At 63.9% G+C, this 16,412-nt stretch carries 20 protein-coding genes and 3 pseudogenes; 13 read left to right on the forward strand and 10 right to left on the reverse strand.

Annotated features, from left to right (window positions below; translation table 11 throughout):
- Positions 1 to 29: 29 nt before the first annotated feature.
- Positions 30 to 650: an NADPH-dependent F420 reductase gene (locus tag AB4Y40_RS23975; protein WP_368689911.1), complete on the reverse strand. Its 621-nt coding sequence runs from the start codon at positions 648 to 650 to the stop codon at positions 30 to 32.
- A 153-nt stretch (positions 651 to 803) separates the two neighbouring features.
- On the opposite strand from AB4Y40_RS23975, the gene AB4Y40_RS23980 reads away from it, so the two are divergent.
- The 4 genes and pseudogenes from AB4Y40_RS23980 to AB4Y40_RS23995 all read left to right on the forward strand — a co-directional run bounded on the left by AB4Y40_RS23980 (position 804) and on the right by AB4Y40_RS23995 (position 3,222).
- A complete protein-coding gene (locus AB4Y40_RS23980; protein WP_368689912.1) occupies positions 804 to 1,256 on the forward strand; it encodes a winged helix-turn-helix transcriptional regulator in 453 nt (150 codons plus the stop codon).
- A gap of 245 nt (positions 1,257 to 1,501) precedes the next feature.
- Complete coding sequence (locus AB4Y40_RS23985; RefSeq protein ID WP_368689913.1) at positions 1,502 to 2,404, forward strand: DMT family transporter; 903 nt, start codon at positions 1,502 to 1,504, stop codon at positions 2,402 to 2,404.
- A gap of 94 nt (positions 2,405 to 2,498) precedes the next feature.
- Positions 2,499 to 2,639, forward strand: a pseudogene (locus AB4Y40_RS23990) (LysR family transcriptional regulator); the annotation flags it as partial.
- An 88-nt stretch (positions 2,640 to 2,727) separates the two neighbouring features.
- On the forward strand, positions 2,728 to 3,222 hold the full coding sequence (locus AB4Y40_RS23995; protein ID WP_368689914.1) for a GNAT family N-acetyltransferase: 495 nt from the start codon (positions 2,728 to 2,730) through the stop codon (positions 3,220 to 3,222).
- A 1-nt stretch (position 3,223) separates the two neighbouring features.
- Here the strand turns inward: AB4Y40_RS23995 and AB4Y40_RS24000 are convergent, their stop codons facing one another.
- From AB4Y40_RS24000 to gcvA, 3 genes are all read right to left on the reverse strand, one after another.
- Positions 3,224 to 4,603 (reverse strand): MFS transporter, encoded by a 1,380-nt coding sequence (locus AB4Y40_RS24000; RefSeq protein ID WP_368689915.1) that lies wholly within the window; start codon positions 4,601 to 4,603, stop codon positions 3,224 to 3,226.
- A 34-nt stretch (positions 4,604 to 4,637) separates the two neighbouring features.
- Positions 4,638 to 4,949: a winged helix-turn-helix transcriptional regulator gene (locus AB4Y40_RS24005; RefSeq protein ID WP_368689916.1), complete on the reverse strand. Its 312-nt coding sequence runs from the start codon at positions 4,947 to 4,949 to the stop codon at positions 4,638 to 4,640.
- Positions 4,950 to 5,079: 130 nt separating this feature from the next.
- Entirely contained in the window at positions 5,080 to 5,979 is a 900-nt protein-coding gene (gene gcvA, locus AB4Y40_RS24010) for a transcriptional regulator GcvA (RefSeq protein ID WP_368689917.1), read from the reverse strand.
- Between the two features lie 145 nt (positions 5,980 to 6,124).
- Here gcvA and AB4Y40_RS24015 point away from each other — a divergent pair, with 145 nt between their 5' ends.
- Entirely contained in the window at positions 6,125 to 7,408 is a 1,284-nt protein-coding gene (locus tag AB4Y40_RS24015) for an adenylosuccinate synthase (RefSeq protein ID WP_368689918.1), read from the forward strand.
- Between the two features lie 15 nt (positions 7,409 to 7,423).
- On the opposite strand, the gene AB4Y40_RS24020 is transcribed toward AB4Y40_RS24015, so the two are convergent.
- The 3 genes and pseudogenes from AB4Y40_RS24020 to AB4Y40_RS24030 form a co-directional block, all read right to left on the reverse strand.
- Entirely contained in the window at positions 7,424 to 7,834 is a 411-nt protein-coding gene (locus tag AB4Y40_RS24020) for a VOC family protein (protein ID WP_368689919.1), read from the reverse strand.
- 58 nt (positions 7,835 to 7,892) lie between these two features.
- Positions 7,893 to 8,108, reverse strand: coding sequence for a DUF3820 family protein (locus AB4Y40_RS24025; protein ID WP_028208077.1), 216 nt, complete (start codon positions 8,106 to 8,108; stop codon positions 7,893 to 7,895).
- A gap of 41 nt (positions 8,109 to 8,149) precedes the next feature.
- Positions 8,150 to 8,320: pseudogene (locus AB4Y40_RS24030) on the reverse strand (LysR family transcriptional regulator); the annotation flags it as partial.
- A 28-nt stretch (positions 8,321 to 8,348) separates the two neighbouring features.
- Between AB4Y40_RS24030 and AB4Y40_RS24035 the strand changes: the two are divergent.
- A pseudogene (locus AB4Y40_RS24035) lies at positions 8,349 to 8,534 on the forward strand (short-chain dehydrogenase/reductase); the annotation flags it as partial.
- A gap of 37 nt (positions 8,535 to 8,571) precedes the next feature.
- Here the strand turns inward: AB4Y40_RS24035 and AB4Y40_RS24040 are convergent.
- Positions 8,572 to 9,195 carry a glutathione S-transferase family protein gene (locus AB4Y40_RS24040; protein WP_368689920.1) on the reverse strand — a complete coding sequence of 208 codons (624 nt, stop codon included), beginning with the start codon at positions 9,193 to 9,195 and terminating at the stop codon, positions 8,572 to 8,574.
- A 174-nt stretch (positions 9,196 to 9,369) separates the two neighbouring features.
- On the opposite strand from AB4Y40_RS24040, the gene AB4Y40_RS24045 reads away from it, so the two are divergent.
- Positions 9,370 to 10,029, forward strand: coding sequence for a glutathione S-transferase family protein (locus AB4Y40_RS24045; RefSeq protein ID WP_368689921.1), 660 nt, complete (start codon positions 9,370 to 9,372; stop codon positions 10,027 to 10,029).
- Between the two features lie 79 nt (positions 10,030 to 10,108).
- Here AB4Y40_RS24045 and AB4Y40_RS24050 read toward each other — a convergent pair whose 3' ends face one another.
- On the reverse strand, positions 10,109 to 10,300 hold the full coding sequence (locus AB4Y40_RS24050; RefSeq protein ID WP_368689922.1) for a hypothetical protein: 192 nt from the start codon (positions 10,298 to 10,300) through the stop codon (positions 10,109 to 10,111).
- A gap of 67 nt (positions 10,301 to 10,367) precedes the next feature.
- Entirely contained in the window at positions 10,368 to 11,000 is a 633-nt protein-coding gene (locus AB4Y40_RS24055; protein ID WP_368689923.1) for an ABATE domain-containing protein, read from the reverse strand.
- Positions 11,001 to 11,124: 124 nt separating this feature from the next.
- On the opposite strand from AB4Y40_RS24055, the gene AB4Y40_RS24060 reads away from it, so the two are divergent.
- From AB4Y40_RS24060 to AB4Y40_RS24085, 6 genes are all read left to right on the forward strand, one after another.
- Positions 11,125 to 11,820: an alpha/beta hydrolase gene (locus AB4Y40_RS24060; RefSeq protein WP_368689924.1), complete on the forward strand. Its 696-nt coding sequence runs from the start codon at positions 11,125 to 11,127 to the stop codon at positions 11,818 to 11,820.
- Between the two features lie 34 nt (positions 11,821 to 11,854).
- Positions 11,855 to 12,706 carry an alpha/beta fold hydrolase gene (locus AB4Y40_RS24065; RefSeq protein ID WP_368689925.1) on the forward strand — a complete coding sequence of 284 codons (852 nt, stop codon included), beginning with the start codon at positions 11,855 to 11,857 and terminating at the stop codon, positions 12,704 to 12,706.
- Positions 12,707 to 13,078: 372 nt separating this feature from the next.
- A complete protein-coding gene (locus tag AB4Y40_RS24070) occupies positions 13,079 to 14,254 on the forward strand; it encodes a porin (protein WP_368689926.1) in 1,176 nt (391 codons plus the stop codon).
- A 289-nt stretch (positions 14,255 to 14,543) separates the two neighbouring features.
- Positions 14,544 to 15,017, forward strand: a complete 474-nt coding sequence (locus AB4Y40_RS24075) for a glycine zipper family protein (RefSeq protein WP_342919814.1) — start codon at positions 14,544 to 14,546, stop codon at positions 15,015 to 15,017.
- A gap of 189 nt (positions 15,018 to 15,206) precedes the next feature.
- Positions 15,207 to 15,785 (forward strand): YSC84-related protein, encoded by a 579-nt coding sequence (locus tag AB4Y40_RS24080; protein ID WP_368689927.1) that lies wholly within the window; start codon positions 15,207 to 15,209, stop codon positions 15,783 to 15,785.
- A 12-nt stretch (positions 15,786 to 15,797) separates the two neighbouring features.
- Positions 15,798 to 16,385, forward strand: coding sequence for a hypothetical protein (locus AB4Y40_RS24085; RefSeq protein ID WP_368689928.1), 588 nt, complete (start codon positions 15,798 to 15,800; stop codon positions 16,383 to 16,385).
- Positions 16,386 to 16,412: the final 27 nt, after the last annotated feature.

The raw sequence follows: 16,412 nt of genomic DNA on the forward strand, positions 1-16,412 counted from the left end.
AACGCCGACACCGTCGTTGCCCCAGCCGGTCAGTCAATCGTAGGCAAGACGAACCGTTCATTGAACGTAAGATTGACGCCCACGAGCGGTCCGCCGGTTTGCTGGAGTCTGCCGCCAACCGCGAGGGCGCCGAGATCGAGGCTGTAGAAGCCGATCTCCTCGATCAGGTCGCTCACCCGCTTTTTAGCGTCCGCATCGTCCCCGGACACGAAGAACGCGGTCTTGCGCTTCGACGGCGAAAAGTCCGAGATCCACGACATCGGAACCGTGTTGAACGCCTTGACAACCTTCGCTCCCGGCGCGAGATCGGCGACGATCTCGCTCGACGTGCGACCGGCGGTGTCGCCTAGCGTCAAAGGCTGAATGCTGGCAACGCGGTTGGTCGTATCCACCAGGATCCGGCCCTTCCAGTTGCCGACTGAAAACAACGCTGCCTGCACGTTCCACCATTTGGTGGCAAGCACGACGAGGTCCTGCTCGGCGGCCTCCTGCGCCGTTCCGGCGGCGGCACCGGAACCCAATTCCACCACAAGCCCGGCGAGCGACTCAGGCCCACGCGAGTTACTCAGTACAACCTGGTGACCAACTGATAGAGCGTGTCTGGAGATCGTCTGTGCGACAGGGCCGGCGCCGATAAAACCAATTTTCATTTCGAAATCCCTTGCTGTCATGGGGTTGATTGTTCGTGGGGTGCGATCCAGCAACCGCACTCAACGTACAACCCATGCTAGCCATGTTACTTGCAAAATACAAGTAAACAGGAAAATTCACTTGTAACATGCAAGCGATGTTAAGATCCAGTCATGAAAACGACGTGCAAAGAAGACGTGCGGTCCCATTGCGCAGTGAACTACGGCGTGGAGATCTTCGGCGACAGGTGGTCGCTCCTGATCGTCCGCGACATCGTTTTCACTGGCAAGAAAACGTACGGCGAATTCCTGAAATCGGAAGAAGGCATCGCGACCAATGTCCTGGCTTCCCGCCTCGCCTTTCTCGAGGAGCAAGGCATTCTCGCAAGGGCGCCCAACCCCGACGATAGACGCAAGGACTTCTATACGCTGACCGAGAAGGGACTGGATCTCATTCCCATCCTGCTCAACATCGTTCTTTGGAGCGCGAAGCACGATTCGAAGTCGTACATGCGGCGACAGAAGGAGTTCGTTGCTCGATTGAATCGAAGCCCCCTGGAGGTGAGCGAAGAGATGAAGTCGTTGGTCCGCAATGGCGGGTGTTTCTTTCCCGAGGGCGAGCGGTAAGCAAGACGGCAGGTGCGCCCTGTAGTGGTTGGACCCTGGAAGCGGCCGCTACAGCTCGGCTAGGGTGATCGTCCGCTTCGGATCGACTACGGGCGCCCGTTCCGGTCCGCAATATTCTTTTCGCATACTGCGCATGCCCGCGACGATCATCGCACTCGATGGAGTGCACTCGCCGCGGCCACTTTCGCCATTTCGGCGCAGGCCATATGCGATGATGCCAATACTCCTTACATTTGCGCATCGCCATGCCATCCTCCAGCGCAACACGAACTACATCGCTTGCGTTCAACAGCGTGGCCACCATACTGGCTTCGATGTTTTGCTTTGCCGTGGTGGATGCACTGGCGAAGACGGTCGCGCTGCAATATCCCGCCAATGAAGTCACGTTCTTCCGAATGCTCTTCGGTCTGGTGCCCGCTGTGGCGATGTGCTGCCGGGGGCGCCGTTCATTAACGGAGCGCCTCGCCAACATCGACATCAAAGGGCAGACTGCGCGTGCGCTGACGCTCCTCGGCGCATCGGGACTCTTCTTTGCCGGCTTGCCTTACGTCCCATTGGGAGAAGCGGTTGCACTCGCGTATTCGGAAACGCTCATCGTGATCCTGCTCGCCCCTTTGATTTTGCGAGAGCGATTGACGGGAAGTGGCGTCGCCGCGGCGCTCGTCGGATTCTGCGGCGTGCTGCTCGTGGTGCGCCCGGGTGGCGGTCAGTCAAGCTGGCTCGGTCCGATGTTCCTTCTCCTCAGCGCTTTCTTCGGGGCGCTCTCCATCGTCCAGATCAAGCGCATACGATCTACCGACGACTCGGTGACGACGGTTCTGTTTTTCACCCTCGTAGGGACGGTCGTTACCGGTCTTACTGTCGTGTTCAACTGGCGCACCCCATCTGTGGAGGCGCTCTTGATCATGGCACTCCTTGGCGCTTTCGCGACCGCAGGTCAGATCTTGATGACGGTCGCTTTCCGCCAGGCGGACGTCGGGAAACTCGCACCGTATAACTACACGAGCATCGTCTGGGCGGCGCTATTCGGTTACGTCATCTGGGGCGAACTGCTTCAGCCCTTGTCCCTCGTGGGAATTGCACTCATCGTCGGCAGCGCCATTGCGGTCTCGGTTGGCCGGAAAGACAAGGAGGGGCCGCTCGCCTGATGAGGATGAGTCATGCGCCGGCGTTCGGCCAGGAGGTATGACGTCGGGTAGAAGAGGCGCAATACTGCATTTTTACCAAATGAATATGCACAGTATGCACGCCGCTCCGAGACGCCTCGATCTGAACCTGCTGCTCGTGTTCGACGCCCTCTATCGCCATCGCAGCGTGGCGGCGGCGGCCGACGAACTCGCCCTGAGCGCGTCTGCGTGCAGTCACGCGCTGTCGCGCCTGCGCGGCACGCCCGCACTGAGGACAATTCAGCACAGGGATTCGTCCCGGATCTTATGATCAGGGATGGCTATTTTGCTGATCGACGCCTTCCATGACGAACGACATCCACTTTCGCGCGGCCTCGCCAGCCGACGCTGACCGCTGCTACGAAATCGAGATCTCCGCCTACGAAGGCGACGAAGCGGCAACGCGGGAGAAAATCGCGACGCGTATCGCCCAGTACCCCGAAGGTTTCCTCGTCATGGAACGGGGCGGCCGGATCATCGGCTTCATCAACTCGGGGTGCGCCTACGATGTCGTGATGTCGGACGAAGCGTTCAAGGAACTCGTCGGGCACGACGCAGCGGCGCCAAACGTCGTCATCATGTCCGTCGTCGTCGACCCCGCGGAGCAAAGCAAAGGCTACTCGACGCTTTTGATGGAGACTTTCGTTGACCGCATGCGAGCGATGGGCAAAGCCACCATCCACCTGATGTGCAAGGACCGGCACGTCGATCTGTACCGGAAGTTTGGCTACGAGTACGTGAGGCCGTCCGCATCCGACCACGGTGGCATGGCGTGGCACGAGATGATCCTCGTGCTCTGACTCAGCGATTCTGCTCGGAAACCTCTCCGGCGTCGGCATCGGTCGCGCGCGCATCGTTGCGCGAAACCCCCGCGTTCCCGGCTGACGCTGTTGCCGCGCCCGTCTTCGCCGGCGGCAGCGGTCCGGCCGGCTCGTCACCGAGCAAGGGACGCTCGGGATGCACGAACAGCCATAGCAGCGCACCGCAGGCGGCCGCCGCGCCGATCACGATCATGCCGCTCGCCCAGCTGTGCGTGACCTTGACGATCAAAGCCAGCGTCATGGGGCCTGCGACGTTCGAGAGGGCCCCCCACACGTTCGTCCAGCCCGACATGACGCCGGCGAACGCGCGCCCGAGATCCTGCGTGGCCGACCACACGACCACCTGCACGAATCCCACCGCGGCAAAGGACAGGCACAGCAAGCCGATGACCATCGCGATCGAATCCGCGCGCGAAGCCGCCGTCAATGCGAGCGCGCTCACGACGAATCCGGTCATCGCAACGGGCGTGCGCGCCCGATAGATCGAGCCGGTCTTCCGAAGCAGCCAGTCGCTGAACGCGCCCGCGACGAATACCGCCATGAACACGGCGACCCAGGGCAACGATGCGTACAGACCCATCGCCTTGAGCGAGAGTCCGCGCGCACGCATGAGGTAGGTTGGCAGCCACGTCGTATAGAAGCTCTGGATCAGCACCAGCAGGAAGTACTGGACACCGAAGACCCAGAAGCGCCACCGCCTCAGGCAGCGCCTGAGCGCACCCCTGGCCGCCACGCGCTCGGGTGGCTGGCCGGCTGCGATGTACTCGACTTCTGCCTTCGTGATGAGCGGATGTGCGGCCGGCGTGTCGCGGTAGCCGAACCACCAGATCGCGCCGAGCAGCAGGCCCAGTGCGCCGAACCCGAAGAAAACGGCATGCCAGCCGAACCGCGCGATGGTCCACGCCGTGAGCGGCGCCGAGACGATCGGGCCGAGATAGAGTCCCGCGAGCAGCAGGGCGTTGCCTTTTGCGCGCTCGCGGGCCGGAATCCAGCGCTTGAGCGCGACGACACTGCTCGACCAGTCCGCCGACTGCGCCCCGCCCAGCACGAGCCGGCAGCCGAAGAGCCAGGCGAACGAGGTGCCCAGCGGAGTGGCGAGCATCATGAGCGACCAGAGCGTGCTCGTGCCGAACAGCACCTTACGCGAGCCGAAGCGTTCGGCAGCGCGGCCGGCCGGTATCTGCCCGATTGCATAGGCCCAGAAGTAGATCGTGAGAATCATCGACATCTCGACGATCGACAGGCCCAGTTCGTTCTGGATCGTCGGGGCCGCGACAGCCATGGCCGTGCGGTCGAGCGTCATCACGAACGTCAGTGGCGCAACGAGCAATGCCACGATCTTCCAGCGGAGATGGTTCACGGTGTGCAACATCCCTTGAATGAGAGACCGCGAATTACGCCTCGCGGTCGGCGTGATCGGGGGCGGCGGCTTCGAACCCTACTGGATCGCGCTCGGCCCACTGACGCGCCCAGGCCAGCAGCGGCTGCAACGCGGCCAGAAGATTCCTGCCTTCGGCTGTCATCCGGTAACCGCCGTCGCCATGCTCGACGAGACCGGACGCCCGCATTTCCGCGAGCCGCGTATTGAGCAGGCGGGCATTGGTGTCGCACGCTTCCTGGAGCGCGCGAAACGTCAGCGCCTCGCCGCGAAGTTCCCACAGGATCCGCAGTGCGGTACGCCGCCCGAGCAGGTCCAGTACGACCATGATCGGCCGTCCGGTGGTCGAGCCGCGTACGGGTTGTCCTGGCTGTGGAATTTTCATGCTTTACTTTTTAAAGCATCGAATCCAGGCTGTCAACCGGTGAGCGCGCAACAGGCGAAGCGCCGATCCAGCGCTATGCATGATGCGAAAAGCGCTGGCCGAGTTCGCGCAACCACGTGAGAAAGGTGTTGATCGCAGGATCGTCGAGGCGTGCTTCGCGGACATAGCTGCAGTAGCACCATGCCGGTAGGGCGGGGCCGTCGAACGGAAACACAAGACGGCCCTCTTTGACGTCGAGCGCGACCAGTGCGGTAGGACCCATTGCGATGCCCAGACCGTCGATGGCGGCTTGCAGGGTCAAATAAAAGTGATCCAGTTGCTGGGAATGGCGCGTGGCAAGGCCCGGGTGGCCGCTCGCCGCAAGCCATTCCGCCCAGAGGCCGGGATAGGTCGCCGTGTGCAGCAGGGTGTGGTGCGCCAGGTCCGCAACGCGGCGTATCGGGTGAGACTCCAGCACCCTGGGTGAACACACCGGCAGCCGGACTTCCGATAAAAACTCCTTGACCGCATACCCCGCCGACTTCTGCTCGCTGCCGCGAATCGCCACGTCGCACTCGTCGCCGAGCTTTTCGATGGGCTCATCCGAAGTCGTCAGCCGGACTTCCACCGCCGGATTGGTCAGCTGGAAGCTGGAGAGCTGCGGCAATAGCCAGCGCAACGCGAACGTCGTTGGCGCGTTGACCCTCACGATCTGCGCGCGCGTGGCCCGAAGCTGCTCACTGGTGGCCAGGGCGATGCGATCCAGCGCCGCCGATACCTCGGCCAGGTAGGCGCGCCCCGACGCGGTCAAGACGACCCTGCGGCCGCGACGCTCGAACAGGTCGAGTCCAAGCCAGTCCTCCAGTTGCCGAACCTGTCGGCTAACGGCCCCGTGCGTGACGCAAAGCTCCTCGGCCGCCATCGAAAAACTCTCCGCGCGGGCGGCGGCTTCGAATACGCGCAGGGCGTTCAACGGCGGCAAACGACGCGACATCAGCCCAAACTCCTATGTGACTTTTCCTGACAAGTCCCGTGAGTTTACATCGCTTTTCGTGGCAGCAGCGTAGCCCTATATTGAGGCCCTTTGCAGCAGTTCCGGTTCTGGATCTGTTCGATTAACTCACCAGGGGAAATCTCGCATGTCGAATGTCGTCGTGGTCGGCGCGCAGTGGGGCGATGAGGGAAAGGGCCGGATCGTGGACTGGCTCGCGGAGAAGGCGGATATCGTCGTCCGTTACAACGGTGGCCACAACGCCGGGCACACGCTGGTGGTGGACGGCCGGACCTACAAGCTGGCGCTGCTACCCAGTGGCGTCGTGCGCGGGAAGCTGGGCCTGATCGGCAATGGCGTCGCGCTCGACCCCGAGGCGCTGTTCGCGGAAATCGACCGTATGGCGGCGCTGGGCGTGCGCGTCACGCCGGAGGTGCTGCAGATCGCCGAGACGGCCACGCTGGTCCTGCCGGTGCATCGCGCGCTCGACGCTGCCCAGGAACGGATGCGCGCGAAGCCGCTCGGCACGACCTTGCGCGGCATTGGTCCGGCATACGAAGACAAGGTCGGGCGTCGCGGCCTGCGCGTGTGCGACCTGGCCGAACCGGAACTGCTGGCCCAGAAGCTCGACGTTCTGCTCGAGCACCACAACGCCTGGCTGCGCGGCTCGGGCCAGGCGCCATTCCCGCGCGAGCCGATGCTGAGCGGCCTGCTTGCCATGGCGCCGCGCATCCTGCCGTTCGTGGGCCGCGTCTGGGAGCAGCTCGATCGCGCTCATTCGTCGGGCAAACGCGTGGTATTCGAAGGCTCGCAGGCGGTCATGCTCGACGTGGATTGGGGCAGCTACCCCTACGTGACGTCGTCGAGCACCGTTGCCGCCGGCGCGGCCAGCGGTGCCGGCATCGCGCCGTCGCAACTGGGGCGCGTGCTTGGCGTCAGCAAGGTCTATGCGACGCGGGTCGGCGAAGGCCCGTTCACGTCGGAGCTGGACGGCGCACTCGGCGACGTGCTGCGGCAGCGCGGCGGCGAGTACGGGGTCAACACGGGTCGCCCGCGCCGCTGCGGCTGGCTGGACACCGTGCAACTGCGTCAGAGCTGCAAAGTCGCGGGCATCAACCAGCTCGCGCTGACCAAGCTCGATGTGCTCGATGGCTTCGAGTCGGTGCAGCTCTGTGTGGGCTATCTGCTCGATGGGGAGCGGATCGACTACATGCCATCCACGAACGCCGAGCAGCAGCGCCTGCAGCCGGTTCTCAGGCGCTTCGATGGCTGGGCCGGTTCGACCCGGGGCATCCGCTCCTATGGCGACCTGCCGCCACAGGCAGCGGCGCTGATCGAAGCGATCCAGAACGAAGTCGGCGTGCCCGCGGCGATGGTCAGCACCGGTCCTGAGCGCGACGATGCGATTGTCCTGCAGTCCCCATTCGCGTAATGCCCGAATGTCGGCCTAACCTTCGCCGGCCATCCTCGAACGGATCTCGGCAGCCGAGAGGTCGCGCTGATGGGTGGCGATCTGCCAGGTGTTTCCCCACGGGTCTCTGACCATCGCGCGCCTGTCGCCGTATGGCAGGTCGGCCGGAACCTCGAGCGAGACCGCGTTTGCCGCAATCGCGCGCTGATAGGTCGAATCGGTGTCCTGAACGTAGACGTACAGAAATGCCGGCATCGGCTCGCGCAGGCCGTCCGAGCCGCTCACCATCACGACGGAATCGCCGATCCTGATTTCGGCTGGCAGGCCGTCGCGGAACGCGCCATGCGCCTGAAACACCGTCTTGATGAAGGCGACCAGGTTCTCCGCGTCGCGTACGACGATCCGGGGCGTCACGGTGTGCCATCCATCGGGCTGAAAATTCGCCATGTCGGGCAGCCTCGCAAGAGATTCGCCCGGGCATTGTCCGCCGGGTGCCGGCTTGGCGCTAGCCGCGTTTGCGCAGCGGCTCGAGCAAGCCCTTCAGACCGTTGTGGTCCAGCTCTTGCATCAGCGCGAGCAGACGGCCGATCTCGCCCGGCGGGAACCCTTCGCGGGCGAACCAGTTGAGGTAGTGCCCCGGCAGGTCGGCGATGAGCCGGCCCTTGTATTTGCCGAAGGGCATGGCGAGGGTGACAAGGCGTTCGAGGTCTTGGGCTTGCATGACGGTATTGTGCACGGCCTCGCGTTTGCGCGCGAATGCCACTATCCGGCGCGAAGCTCGGACGGATCGAGGAAAAAGTCCCGGTTGCCGGCCATGCGCTCGACCATGAAGTCGATGAACGTCTTCACACGCAGGGACTGTTCGGTTCGATGGCGGTAGTAGATATAAATCGTGCCGTACTCGGTGACGTGCTGCATCAGCAACGGAACGAGTCAGCATCGCTGCACCGGGTACCGGCGCAACCAGCCCGGCGACCCGACGAAGCTGGCCGCCGCCTTGATCACGCTCGTCGACGCGCCGGAACCGCCATTGCGCCTTCCGCTCGGCACGGACACGCTCGCCGCCATTGCGGCGAAAAACGCTTACGTGACGCAGGAAATGCAAACGTGGCAGGCGTTGTCGGCATCGACTGACTTCGCTGCCTGAGTGCCCTGGCAAGTCGGCCTGCGGCCCGTGCCGTTCCTCACGGCGTCCCGTTTGCGCAATGCACGGCAAACCCGGGCCGTTCGGCCAGCCGTTCGAAATAGGCAGAAACAGCCGGCAAATGCGGATGCTCGAACGGCGTGCCGAACCAGCGGTTCACCGACAACCCGACGGGAATATCGGCAAGCGAGAATTGCGCGCCGGCGACGAACGCGCCGGTCGCCTGCAGCCGCGCGTCGAGAATGCGCATGTGCCAGGTCCAGTTCTCGATGGAAAGCGCGATTTCGCCGGGTGTCTGGTGAGCCGGCGACGCTCTGACCAGGGCGAGAAATGCATAGCTCCACGAACGGTTCAGGTCGGTCGCCTGCCAGTCCATCCATTGATCGACGCGAGCCCGCTCAACCGCATCGACAGGATAGAGATGCGCGCCGCCATAGCGCGACGCCAGATAGCGGATGATGGTGTTCGACTCCCACAGAACGAAATCGCCATCCCTGATGACCGGCACGAGCGCGTTGGGATTCAAGGCGAGGAACTCCGGCGTATACGTCGAGCGAAAGCCCGAGCCCCAATCCTCACGCTCGAAAGGGAGGTTCAGTTCGACACAGGTCCAGAGCACCTTGCGAACGTTGATGGACGATGCTTTGCCGAGGATGTTGAGCATATCGAGAGGAACGAAGAGGGAGCCGCGCCCGTGCACGATACGTCATGCATGTGGCCACGGCCATGTACAGTTCCCCGAACCTGCGCCGCTGCAGTTCCCGGCAACGCTTGCAATCCGCACGCAAGCGGTGCATGGTTCAACGACTTCCCCCGGCTCGAACCAGGAGACTCAACGATGTCGCTCGCGCTATATGGTCACCCGTTTTCCTCGTACACGCAGAAGGTGCTCATCGCGCTATACGAGAACGACACGCCTTTCGAGTTCCGCGGCGTCGGTCCGGATTCGCCCGAGCATACGGCGCAGTGGCTGCAACGCTGGCCGCTGCGCAAGTTTCCGGTGCTCGTGGACGGCGAGCGCAACGTTGCGGAAACCAGCATCATCATCGAATACCTGCAGCTCGCGCATCCCGGGCCGGTGCGCCTGCTGCCCGCCGATCCCATGGCCGCGCTCGACGTGCGCTTTCTCGACCGCTTCTTCGACCTGCATGTCATGACGCCCGTGCAGCGCGCCGTGGATGGCGCGTTGACTGGCAACCCGGCGAGGCGCGACGAAGGGCGCGCCTTCGCGGAGGAAAAGCTCGAACTCGCCTACGCATGGCTCGAAGGCCACCTCGCGGGCAAAACGTGGGCGGCGGGCGAGGACTATACGATGGCCGACTGCGCCGCGTCTTCGTCGCTTTTCTACGCGGACTGGACGCATCGCATCGCCCCGGCGTATCCCGTGCTGCGTGCCTATCGCGAGCGTCTGCTCGCGCGGCCCTCCTTCGCGCGGGCCGTGAACGAGGCGCGGCCGTATCGTCCGCTCTTTCCGCTCGGTGCGCCGGATCGCGATTGATGCGACTTCACTAAGGGGTGCGAGGTAAAGAGGCTTGCGCGATGCCATGCAAGCCTCTTTCGCTTTACAGACAGCGGAATCAGCCCACCGAAGGCTCCCCCTCGCCGGACTGCTTGCCGGGGCGGTCGGCGGGCGACTGCTTGCGCGACTTGTCATCGCGCTCGGGCATCGCGCTGCGCTGGTCGTCGCTGTGCTCGGTGTGTTTCTGCTGCGGTTTTTCGCTGGCCTGGCTGGCGCCATGTCCATGGGGCTTTGGGGTGCTGGCGGTCATCGTTCCTCTCCCGTTCCGGTAGACCCGCCTGACCCCGCAAGGCCCGCGCCCGGCGCGTGAATCGGCCCTAAGCGCTTTCGCGCTCCTTGAGCCGTTTGCGGTGCGCGGCAACTTTCGCGCGATTCCCGCAGATCGCCATGCTGCACCAGCGGCGCGCGTGCCCGCGTGTGTGGTCGGCGAACAGCAGCGTGCATTTCGGGCCCTCGCAGGCTTTCACGTGCGTGAAGTCCTGCTCGCAGACGAGTTTCGCCAGCGCCTCGGCAATGGGCATCAAGAGCGATTCCGGCGCATTCCAGCGGCGATCCACGCGGTATTCGAATGCCGCCGCGCCCTCACTGCCGGCCGCAACGACTTCGCCATAGCGGTCGTCACGCGCGAGCAACTCATTGAGCGGCGCGAGTTCGCCCAGATCGGCGCCAGCGAGCGGCCGGCCTTTTCGTTCCCGCACGAAGGACCTGAACCACTCGCGTAGCGCGCGCGCCTCGCCCGCCACGGCGTCGAACTCACCCGCGGTGAACTGCGCGCGCAGGGCGGCAAGCACCAGTGCGGGGACCATGCCCGCCTGTTCGAGCCAGGACAGCAAACCTTCGCCGTCGGCGATCCAGTCGATCGGCACGTCTACCGGTGTAGCAACCGAGTTCAGGAAGTCGAGCCCCGGCGCGTCGGCCACGAATATCGCCGGTGTGGGACGGAAATCCATTTTCTTGCCGCAAAAGGGTAATCAGGGTGCATTCAGTGTAACCATCCAAATCGCCCTTGACAAGTTACATCTCTGGTTAGTAACCTCTAAAACATCATCAATACGGTTACGCAAGGAGCGAAGCATGTCTCACGGCAAAACGAGCGTGGTGCTGGCGCACGGCGCCTGGGCGGATGGGTCGAGCTGGAGCAAGGTGATCGAGCGGCTGAACCGGCTGGGCATCGACGCCGTGGCGGCGCCGCTTCCGCTCGCTTCGCTGGCGGACGATGTGGCGGCGCTCGAGCGCACGCTCGAACGGGTCAAGGGGCCGGTCGTGCTGGCCGGCCACGCGTACGCGGGGGCCGTGATCGGCGCCACGCGTGCTGCGAACGTCGCGGCGCTGGTGTACGTGGCCGCGCTCGCGCCCGACGAAGGCGAAACGGTGGCCGACGTGTTCTATCGCGGCAAGACGCACCCGCAGGCACCGCAACTCGCGCCCGACCGGCACGGCTGGATCTGGCTGCCGCAGGAGGCGTTTGCGAACGCGTTCGCGCAGCGCGCCACCGCGCACGAGGCGGCGGCGCTCGCCGCGATCCAGCGCCCGATTGCGGCGGCGTGTATTGGTGAAGCGGTGGCGCGGCCGCTCTGGAGAGACCGGCCGGCCTGGTTTCTCGTCGCGGGCGAGGACCGCATGATCGATCCCGCTACGCAGCGCTTCATGGCCAGCCGGATGAACGCCCAGATCCGCGTCCATGAAGTCGATCACACGCCGAGCGTCACGGCGCCCGATGCCGTGGCCGAGGTCATTGCCGAAGCCGTTCGGTCCGTCTCTTCGCGCTAAACGCGCGGTTTTCCGTTCACCTCTGGAGGAATCCATGACTGCCATTGCCTACCGCCGTGCCGATGTCGACGGCTTCAACGTGTTCTACCGGGAAGCCGGGCGCGTCGGCGCGCCGAAGCTCCTGCTGTTGCACGGCTTTCCGAGTGCCGGCCACATGTTCCGCGACCTCATTCCGAAGCTGGCCGACCGCTTCCATATCGTCGCGCCGGATCTGCCGGGCTTCGGTCAATCGGACCTGCCGGACCGGGAGCAGTTCGCGTACACGTTCGAGAACATCGCGAAGGTGACGGGGCGCTTCACCGAGCGCATCGGCTTCGACCGGTTCGCGGTGTACGTGTTCGACTACGGCGCACCGACGGGCTTTCGCCTCGCGCTCGCGCATCCCGAGCGCATCACGGCGATCATTTCGCAAAACGGCAACGCCTACGAGGAAGGCCTGAGCGACGGCTGGAATCCGATTCGTGCCTACTGGCAGGACGCGTCGCCGGCCAATCGCGAGGCACTGCGTGCGATGCTCTCGCGCGAAGCGACGATCTGGCAATACACGCACGGCGTGCCCGATGCGTCGGCGGTGTCGCCGGACGGCTATTCGCTCGACGACTACTATATGAACCGCCCCGGCGCGCACGAGATTCAGCTCGATTTGTTCCGCGACTATCGGAACAACGTTGCGCTCTACCCCGAGTTTCAGGCGTATTTCCGCACACATCGGCCGCCGTTTCTCGCCGTGTGGGGCAAGAACGATCCGTTTTTCCTGCCTCCGGGCGCGGAGGCATTCAAGCGCGACTTGCCGCAAGCCGTGGTGCGCTTTTTCGACACCGGCCACTTCGCACTGGAAACGCACGCCGACGAGATCGCCACGGCGATCACGGAATTTCTCGCATGATGGTTGGCAATGCTGATCGAATGAGGGGCGGGAAGATGGCCGGAAAAGTCGCAATCGTAACGGGCGCAAGCCAAGGCAGCACGGCACGCGTGGGCCGGTCTGCTGCTCGTGGCGCTGCCGCTCGCGCTGGTTGCGCACGCAACGTCTGCCGTCAGCTACTTCAAGGAGGAGATCTCGCAATGGATGCGGCCCGAACTCGCACATGCCGGTCTCAACGCTTTATTTAAGCTGCGGTTACAGAACGCCCTCCTTCATTCACGTTGCATTGGGTGTCTTGCGCCGACAACGGCACCAATTTCACGCGGGGGGCATTCCGGAGCAAGCGACTAATATAGGAATACCGATTACCCGGTGCGTGAAGGAGTTGCAAACATGAAAAAGCTTGCGCTTATGTTGCTTCCTGTTCCGCTCACCATGCTGGCGCCGGTCGCTCAAGCGCAAAGCAGCGTTACCCTGTACGGCGTGATCGACGAAGCCTTTCAGTTCGTCCACAACGCCGACGCTCAGGGCAACAACCTGTATCGGATGCAAGGCGGCAATCTGCAAGGGTCCCGCTGGGGCTTGAAGGGAACGGAAGATCTGGGCGGCGGCCTGAAGGCGATCTTCCAGCTGGAAAGCGGATTCGATATCAATAGCGGCAAGATGGGCAACTACAACGGCAATACCTTGCTATTTGGCCGTCAAGCCTTCGTAGGATTGACGCACCAGCAGTATGGAACGCTGACACTGGGTCGCCAGTACGACCCGGTCGTCGACATGGTCCAGCCGCTTACCGCAGACAACTACTGGGGCAGCACCTTCACCACGCCGGGCGACGTCGACAACAACGACAACAGCTCTCGTACGAACAATGCGATCAAGTATCTCTCGCCGCAATTCGCGGGCTTCCAGATCGAAGGCATGTATGCGTTTGGCGGCGTGGCGGGCGCGACCGGTTCGCAGCAGACCTGGTCGGCGGCGGCGAGCTATGTGACTGGCCCGTTCAGCATCGCGGCGGGCTACGTCCGTATGACTAACGCCAACTCCACGATTCCTCGCACCGGCTGGACCAGCACTTCGGACGGCACCTTCGATGGCGGCTTTCAGAACCTCGCTTACGAAACCGCCAAATGGGTCGGCATTGGTTCCGTCGCGCTGCAATACGTGGCCGGACCGTGGACGTTCGGCGGCCGGTATAGCAATGCGCAGTACAAGGCCGACGCGCAATCGCTTTTCCCATCCAACCAGCGCTACAACGTCGCGGGCGGTTTCGTGAACTATGCGGTTACGCCGGCGTCGCTCATCGGTGTCGGCTATACGTGGACGCACAGCGCGGGCGACACCTCGGCGACCTATAACCAGGTCTCGCTGGGCGGCGACTACAACCTCTCCAAGCGCACCGACGTGTACCTGGTCGGCGCGTGGCAGCACGCCAACGGCACGCAGCGCGTACCGACCGCAACGGGTTCCATTCTGACCACCGCGGTCGCTTCCGTGGCGGACTACGGACTGAACGGCAGTTCGAGTTCGCAAATCATGGTGAGCCTCGGCATTCGCCACAAGTTCTGATTCCCCGCCGTCTCTCTTCTACGCCCGCCACACCGCATGGCCGTACCGGCCGTGCGGCGGCGGGCGCTTCATGGCGCCTGTCAGCCGCTGTGGCTGGCGGTAGGACCATGGTCTGATTGTCTTCGCCGTGCCACTCCCGCATTATTGAATGGACCACTGCGCCGGGAGCACGGCGCGGTGCTTGCCCGCATTCGGGCGTCGTGCCGTCGGCACGACTGTCGCTTCCCAACCTCCCGCCGATAGCAGCAGGCGTAATCGGCGCGCTCTCGCACGCGCTCAAGGAGTTGATATGGATACCTATATAAATCGTCGGACCGGCGCCCTGTGCGCCGCCGTGCTGCTTGCGATGAGTGCCGCGCAGGCAACGCCTATCGCCTATCCGGCGAAAGGGCAGAGCGCGCAGCAACAGCATGCGGACGAATCGGCGTGCTACTCGTGGGCGAAGAGCAACACGGGTATCGACCCGAAGCAGGTTGCGTCGACGCCACCGCCGCCTTCGGGCCCGGCGGTGGGCGGCGGCCAGCGTGTCCAGGGCGCGGCGCGCGGCGCGGCGGGCGGCGCGGTGATCGGCGCGATCACCGGCGACGCGGGCAAGGGCGCTGCAGTGGGCGCGGCGGCCGGCACGATGGTGGGCGGCTCGCGTGCGCGGCAGGAACGGCGTGCCCAGCAGGCCAACGCCCAGCAACAGCAGCAGGGCGCAATCGACACGTTCAACCGCGCCTTTGCCGCGTGCATGCAAGGGCGCGGCTACACGGTCCAGTAGCGGCCGCGATGCTTGCTGTGGCTCGCGGCGGCGTAAGACCAAGGTCCGATTTGTCCTGTGTGCCGCGTCTGCGACTATGTAACTGAACGATGAGCAACGATGTGCGAGCAACGTCTCATTTCCGCGTGACGTTCGATCCGCATGCGTGAGTGCCGTATCCGGGCTGTCTAAACTCAATGGAGGACAACAATGAAGCGACGGATTTTTGTGCTTACGGCGGCGGCCGCGGCTGGGCTGGCTGCAGCGGGTTGCAGCACGACCACGAGCAGTGGGACGAGCGGCGCGACCGACGCGGCGAAACGCCAGGAGATCGACGCGGCCGTGGACGGCACGATGTCCCGGCTGTTCTCGACGGTCCCGGGCTCGCAGGAACTCGTGTCCAAGTCGCAAGGCGTACTGGTGTTTCCATCGGTCGGCAAGGCAGCGTTCATTATCGGAGGGTCGTATGGCCAGGGTGCGTTGCGCGTAGGCGGATCGACGGTCGGTTACTACAGCACGGCGGCCGCTTCGTTCGGCTTGCAGGCAGGGGTGCAGTCCACCGCCGTGATCTTCCTCTTCATGACGCAGGAGTCGCTCGACAAATTCCGCAACTCGAAGGGCTGGTCGGTTGGCGGCGACGTTGCCGTTGCGCTCGTCAAGGTCGGCGCGAATGGGCAGATCGACACTCGAACCGCAACGGCGCCGGTCCAGGCGATCGTGATGACCAATACGGGCATCATGGCCGATGCGTCGGTCGCCGGCACCAAGGTGACGAAGCTCGATCTGTAACAGGAGGTCGCGATGTCGTACCTCAAATGGATTGTTTCAGCAGTCGTCGTTGCCGCGGCGCAGCTTGCCGCGGCCCAGGGCCAGACGACGGCCAACGTGACGCACGAGCCGGGTAAGGCGACCGTCACCGGCATGCACAAGGTGACGGCGACCATCACGAAGATCGACGCCGACACCCGCACCGTCACGCTCAAGCGTCATGACGGCAAGCTGGTCGAAGCCGAGCTGGGACCGGAAGTCAGAAACTTCGACCAACTAAAGGTCGGCGATGTCGTGACGATGACCTATAAGGAATCGCTCACGCTGAGCCTGAAGAAGGGCGGCGGCGAGACCTCGGTGCAGGAAACGCCGCAGGTCGAGCGGGCGGCTGCCGGCGAGAAGCCCGGCGGCATGGTCGGGCGTGAGGTGAAGGTCACGGCGAATGTCGTGGCGGTCGACACCAAAACGAAAACGGTCACCCTGATGGGACCCGAAGGGGGGACGATGGACCTGCGGGTCGAGGATCCGCAACAGCTTGCAAACGTGCAGGTCGGCGATCAGGTCGAGGCAGTGTATACGGAAGCGTTCGCCGTATCCGTCAAGCCTGCACAACACAAGTAGTCGCGCATGGGGCAGCCGCTTGCGCTC

The organism is Paraburkholderia sp. EG287B (genome assembly GCF_040965595.1).
Classification (GTDB): Bacteria; Pseudomonadota; Gammaproteobacteria; order Burkholderiales; family Burkholderiaceae; genus Paraburkholderia.

Excerpts from the sequence above, each read along its gene's own strand:
- AB4Y40_RS23975 (WP_368689911.1), bottom strand. The coding sequence starts at position 650 with ATGAAAATTGGTTTTATCGGCGCCGGCCCTGTCGCACAGACGATCTCC.
- AB4Y40_RS23980 (WP_368689912.1), top strand. The coding sequence starts at position 804 with ATGAAAACGACGTGCAAAGAAGACGTGCGGTCCCATTGCGCAGTGAAC.
- AB4Y40_RS23985 (WP_368689913.1), top strand. The coding sequence starts at position 1,502 with ATGCCATCCTCCAGCGCAACACGAACTACATCGCTTGCGTTCAACAGC.
- AB4Y40_RS23995 (WP_368689914.1), top strand. The coding sequence starts at position 2,728 with ATGACGAACGACATCCACTTTCGCGCGGCCTCGCCAGCCGACGCTGAC.
- AB4Y40_RS24005 (WP_368689916.1), bottom strand. The coding sequence starts at position 4,949 with ATGGTCGTACTGGACCTGCTCGGGCGGCGTACCGCACTGCGGATCCTG.
- gcvA (WP_368689917.1), bottom strand. The coding sequence starts at position 5,979 with ATGTCGCGTCGTTTGCCGCCGTTGAACGCCCTGCGCGTATTCGAAGCC.
- AB4Y40_RS24015 (WP_368689918.1), top strand. The coding sequence starts at position 6,125 with ATGTCGAATGTCGTCGTGGTCGGCGCGCAGTGGGGCGATGAGGGAAAG.
- AB4Y40_RS24020 (WP_368689919.1), bottom strand. The coding sequence starts at position 7,834 with ATGGCGAATTTTCAGCCCGATGGATGGCACACCGTGACGCCCCGGATC.
- AB4Y40_RS24025 (WP_028208077.1), bottom strand. The coding sequence starts at position 8,108 with ATGCAAGCCCAAGACCTCGAACGCCTTGTCACCCTCGCCATGCCCTTC.
- AB4Y40_RS24040 (WP_368689920.1), bottom strand. The coding sequence starts at position 9,195 with ATGCTCAACATCCTCGGCAAAGCATCGTCCATCAACGTTCGCAAGGTG.
- AB4Y40_RS24045 (WP_368689921.1), top strand. The coding sequence starts at position 9,370 with ATGTCGCTCGCGCTATATGGTCACCCGTTTTCCTCGTACACGCAGAAG.
- AB4Y40_RS24050 (WP_368689922.1), bottom strand. The coding sequence starts at position 10,300 with ATGACCGCCAGCACCCCAAAGCCCCATGGACATGGCGCCAGCCAGGCC.
- AB4Y40_RS24055 (WP_368689923.1), bottom strand. The coding sequence starts at position 11,000 with ATGGATTTCCGTCCCACACCGGCGATATTCGTGGCCGACGCGCCGGGG.
- AB4Y40_RS24060 (WP_368689924.1), top strand. The coding sequence starts at position 11,125 with ATGTCTCACGGCAAAACGAGCGTGGTGCTGGCGCACGGCGCCTGGGCG.
- AB4Y40_RS24065 (WP_368689925.1), top strand. The coding sequence starts at position 11,855 with ATGACTGCCATTGCCTACCGCCGTGCCGATGTCGACGGCTTCAACGTG.
- AB4Y40_RS24070 (WP_368689926.1), top strand. The coding sequence starts at position 13,079 with ATGAAAAAGCTTGCGCTTATGTTGCTTCCTGTTCCGCTCACCATGCTG.
- AB4Y40_RS24075 (WP_342919814.1), top strand. The coding sequence starts at position 14,544 with ATGGATACCTATATAAATCGTCGGACCGGCGCCCTGTGCGCCGCCGTG.
- AB4Y40_RS24080 (WP_368689927.1), top strand. The coding sequence starts at position 15,207 with ATGAAGCGACGGATTTTTGTGCTTACGGCGGCGGCCGCGGCTGGGCTG.
- AB4Y40_RS24085 (WP_368689928.1), top strand. The coding sequence starts at position 15,798 with ATGTCGTACCTCAAATGGATTGTTTCAGCAGTCGTCGTTGCCGCGGCG.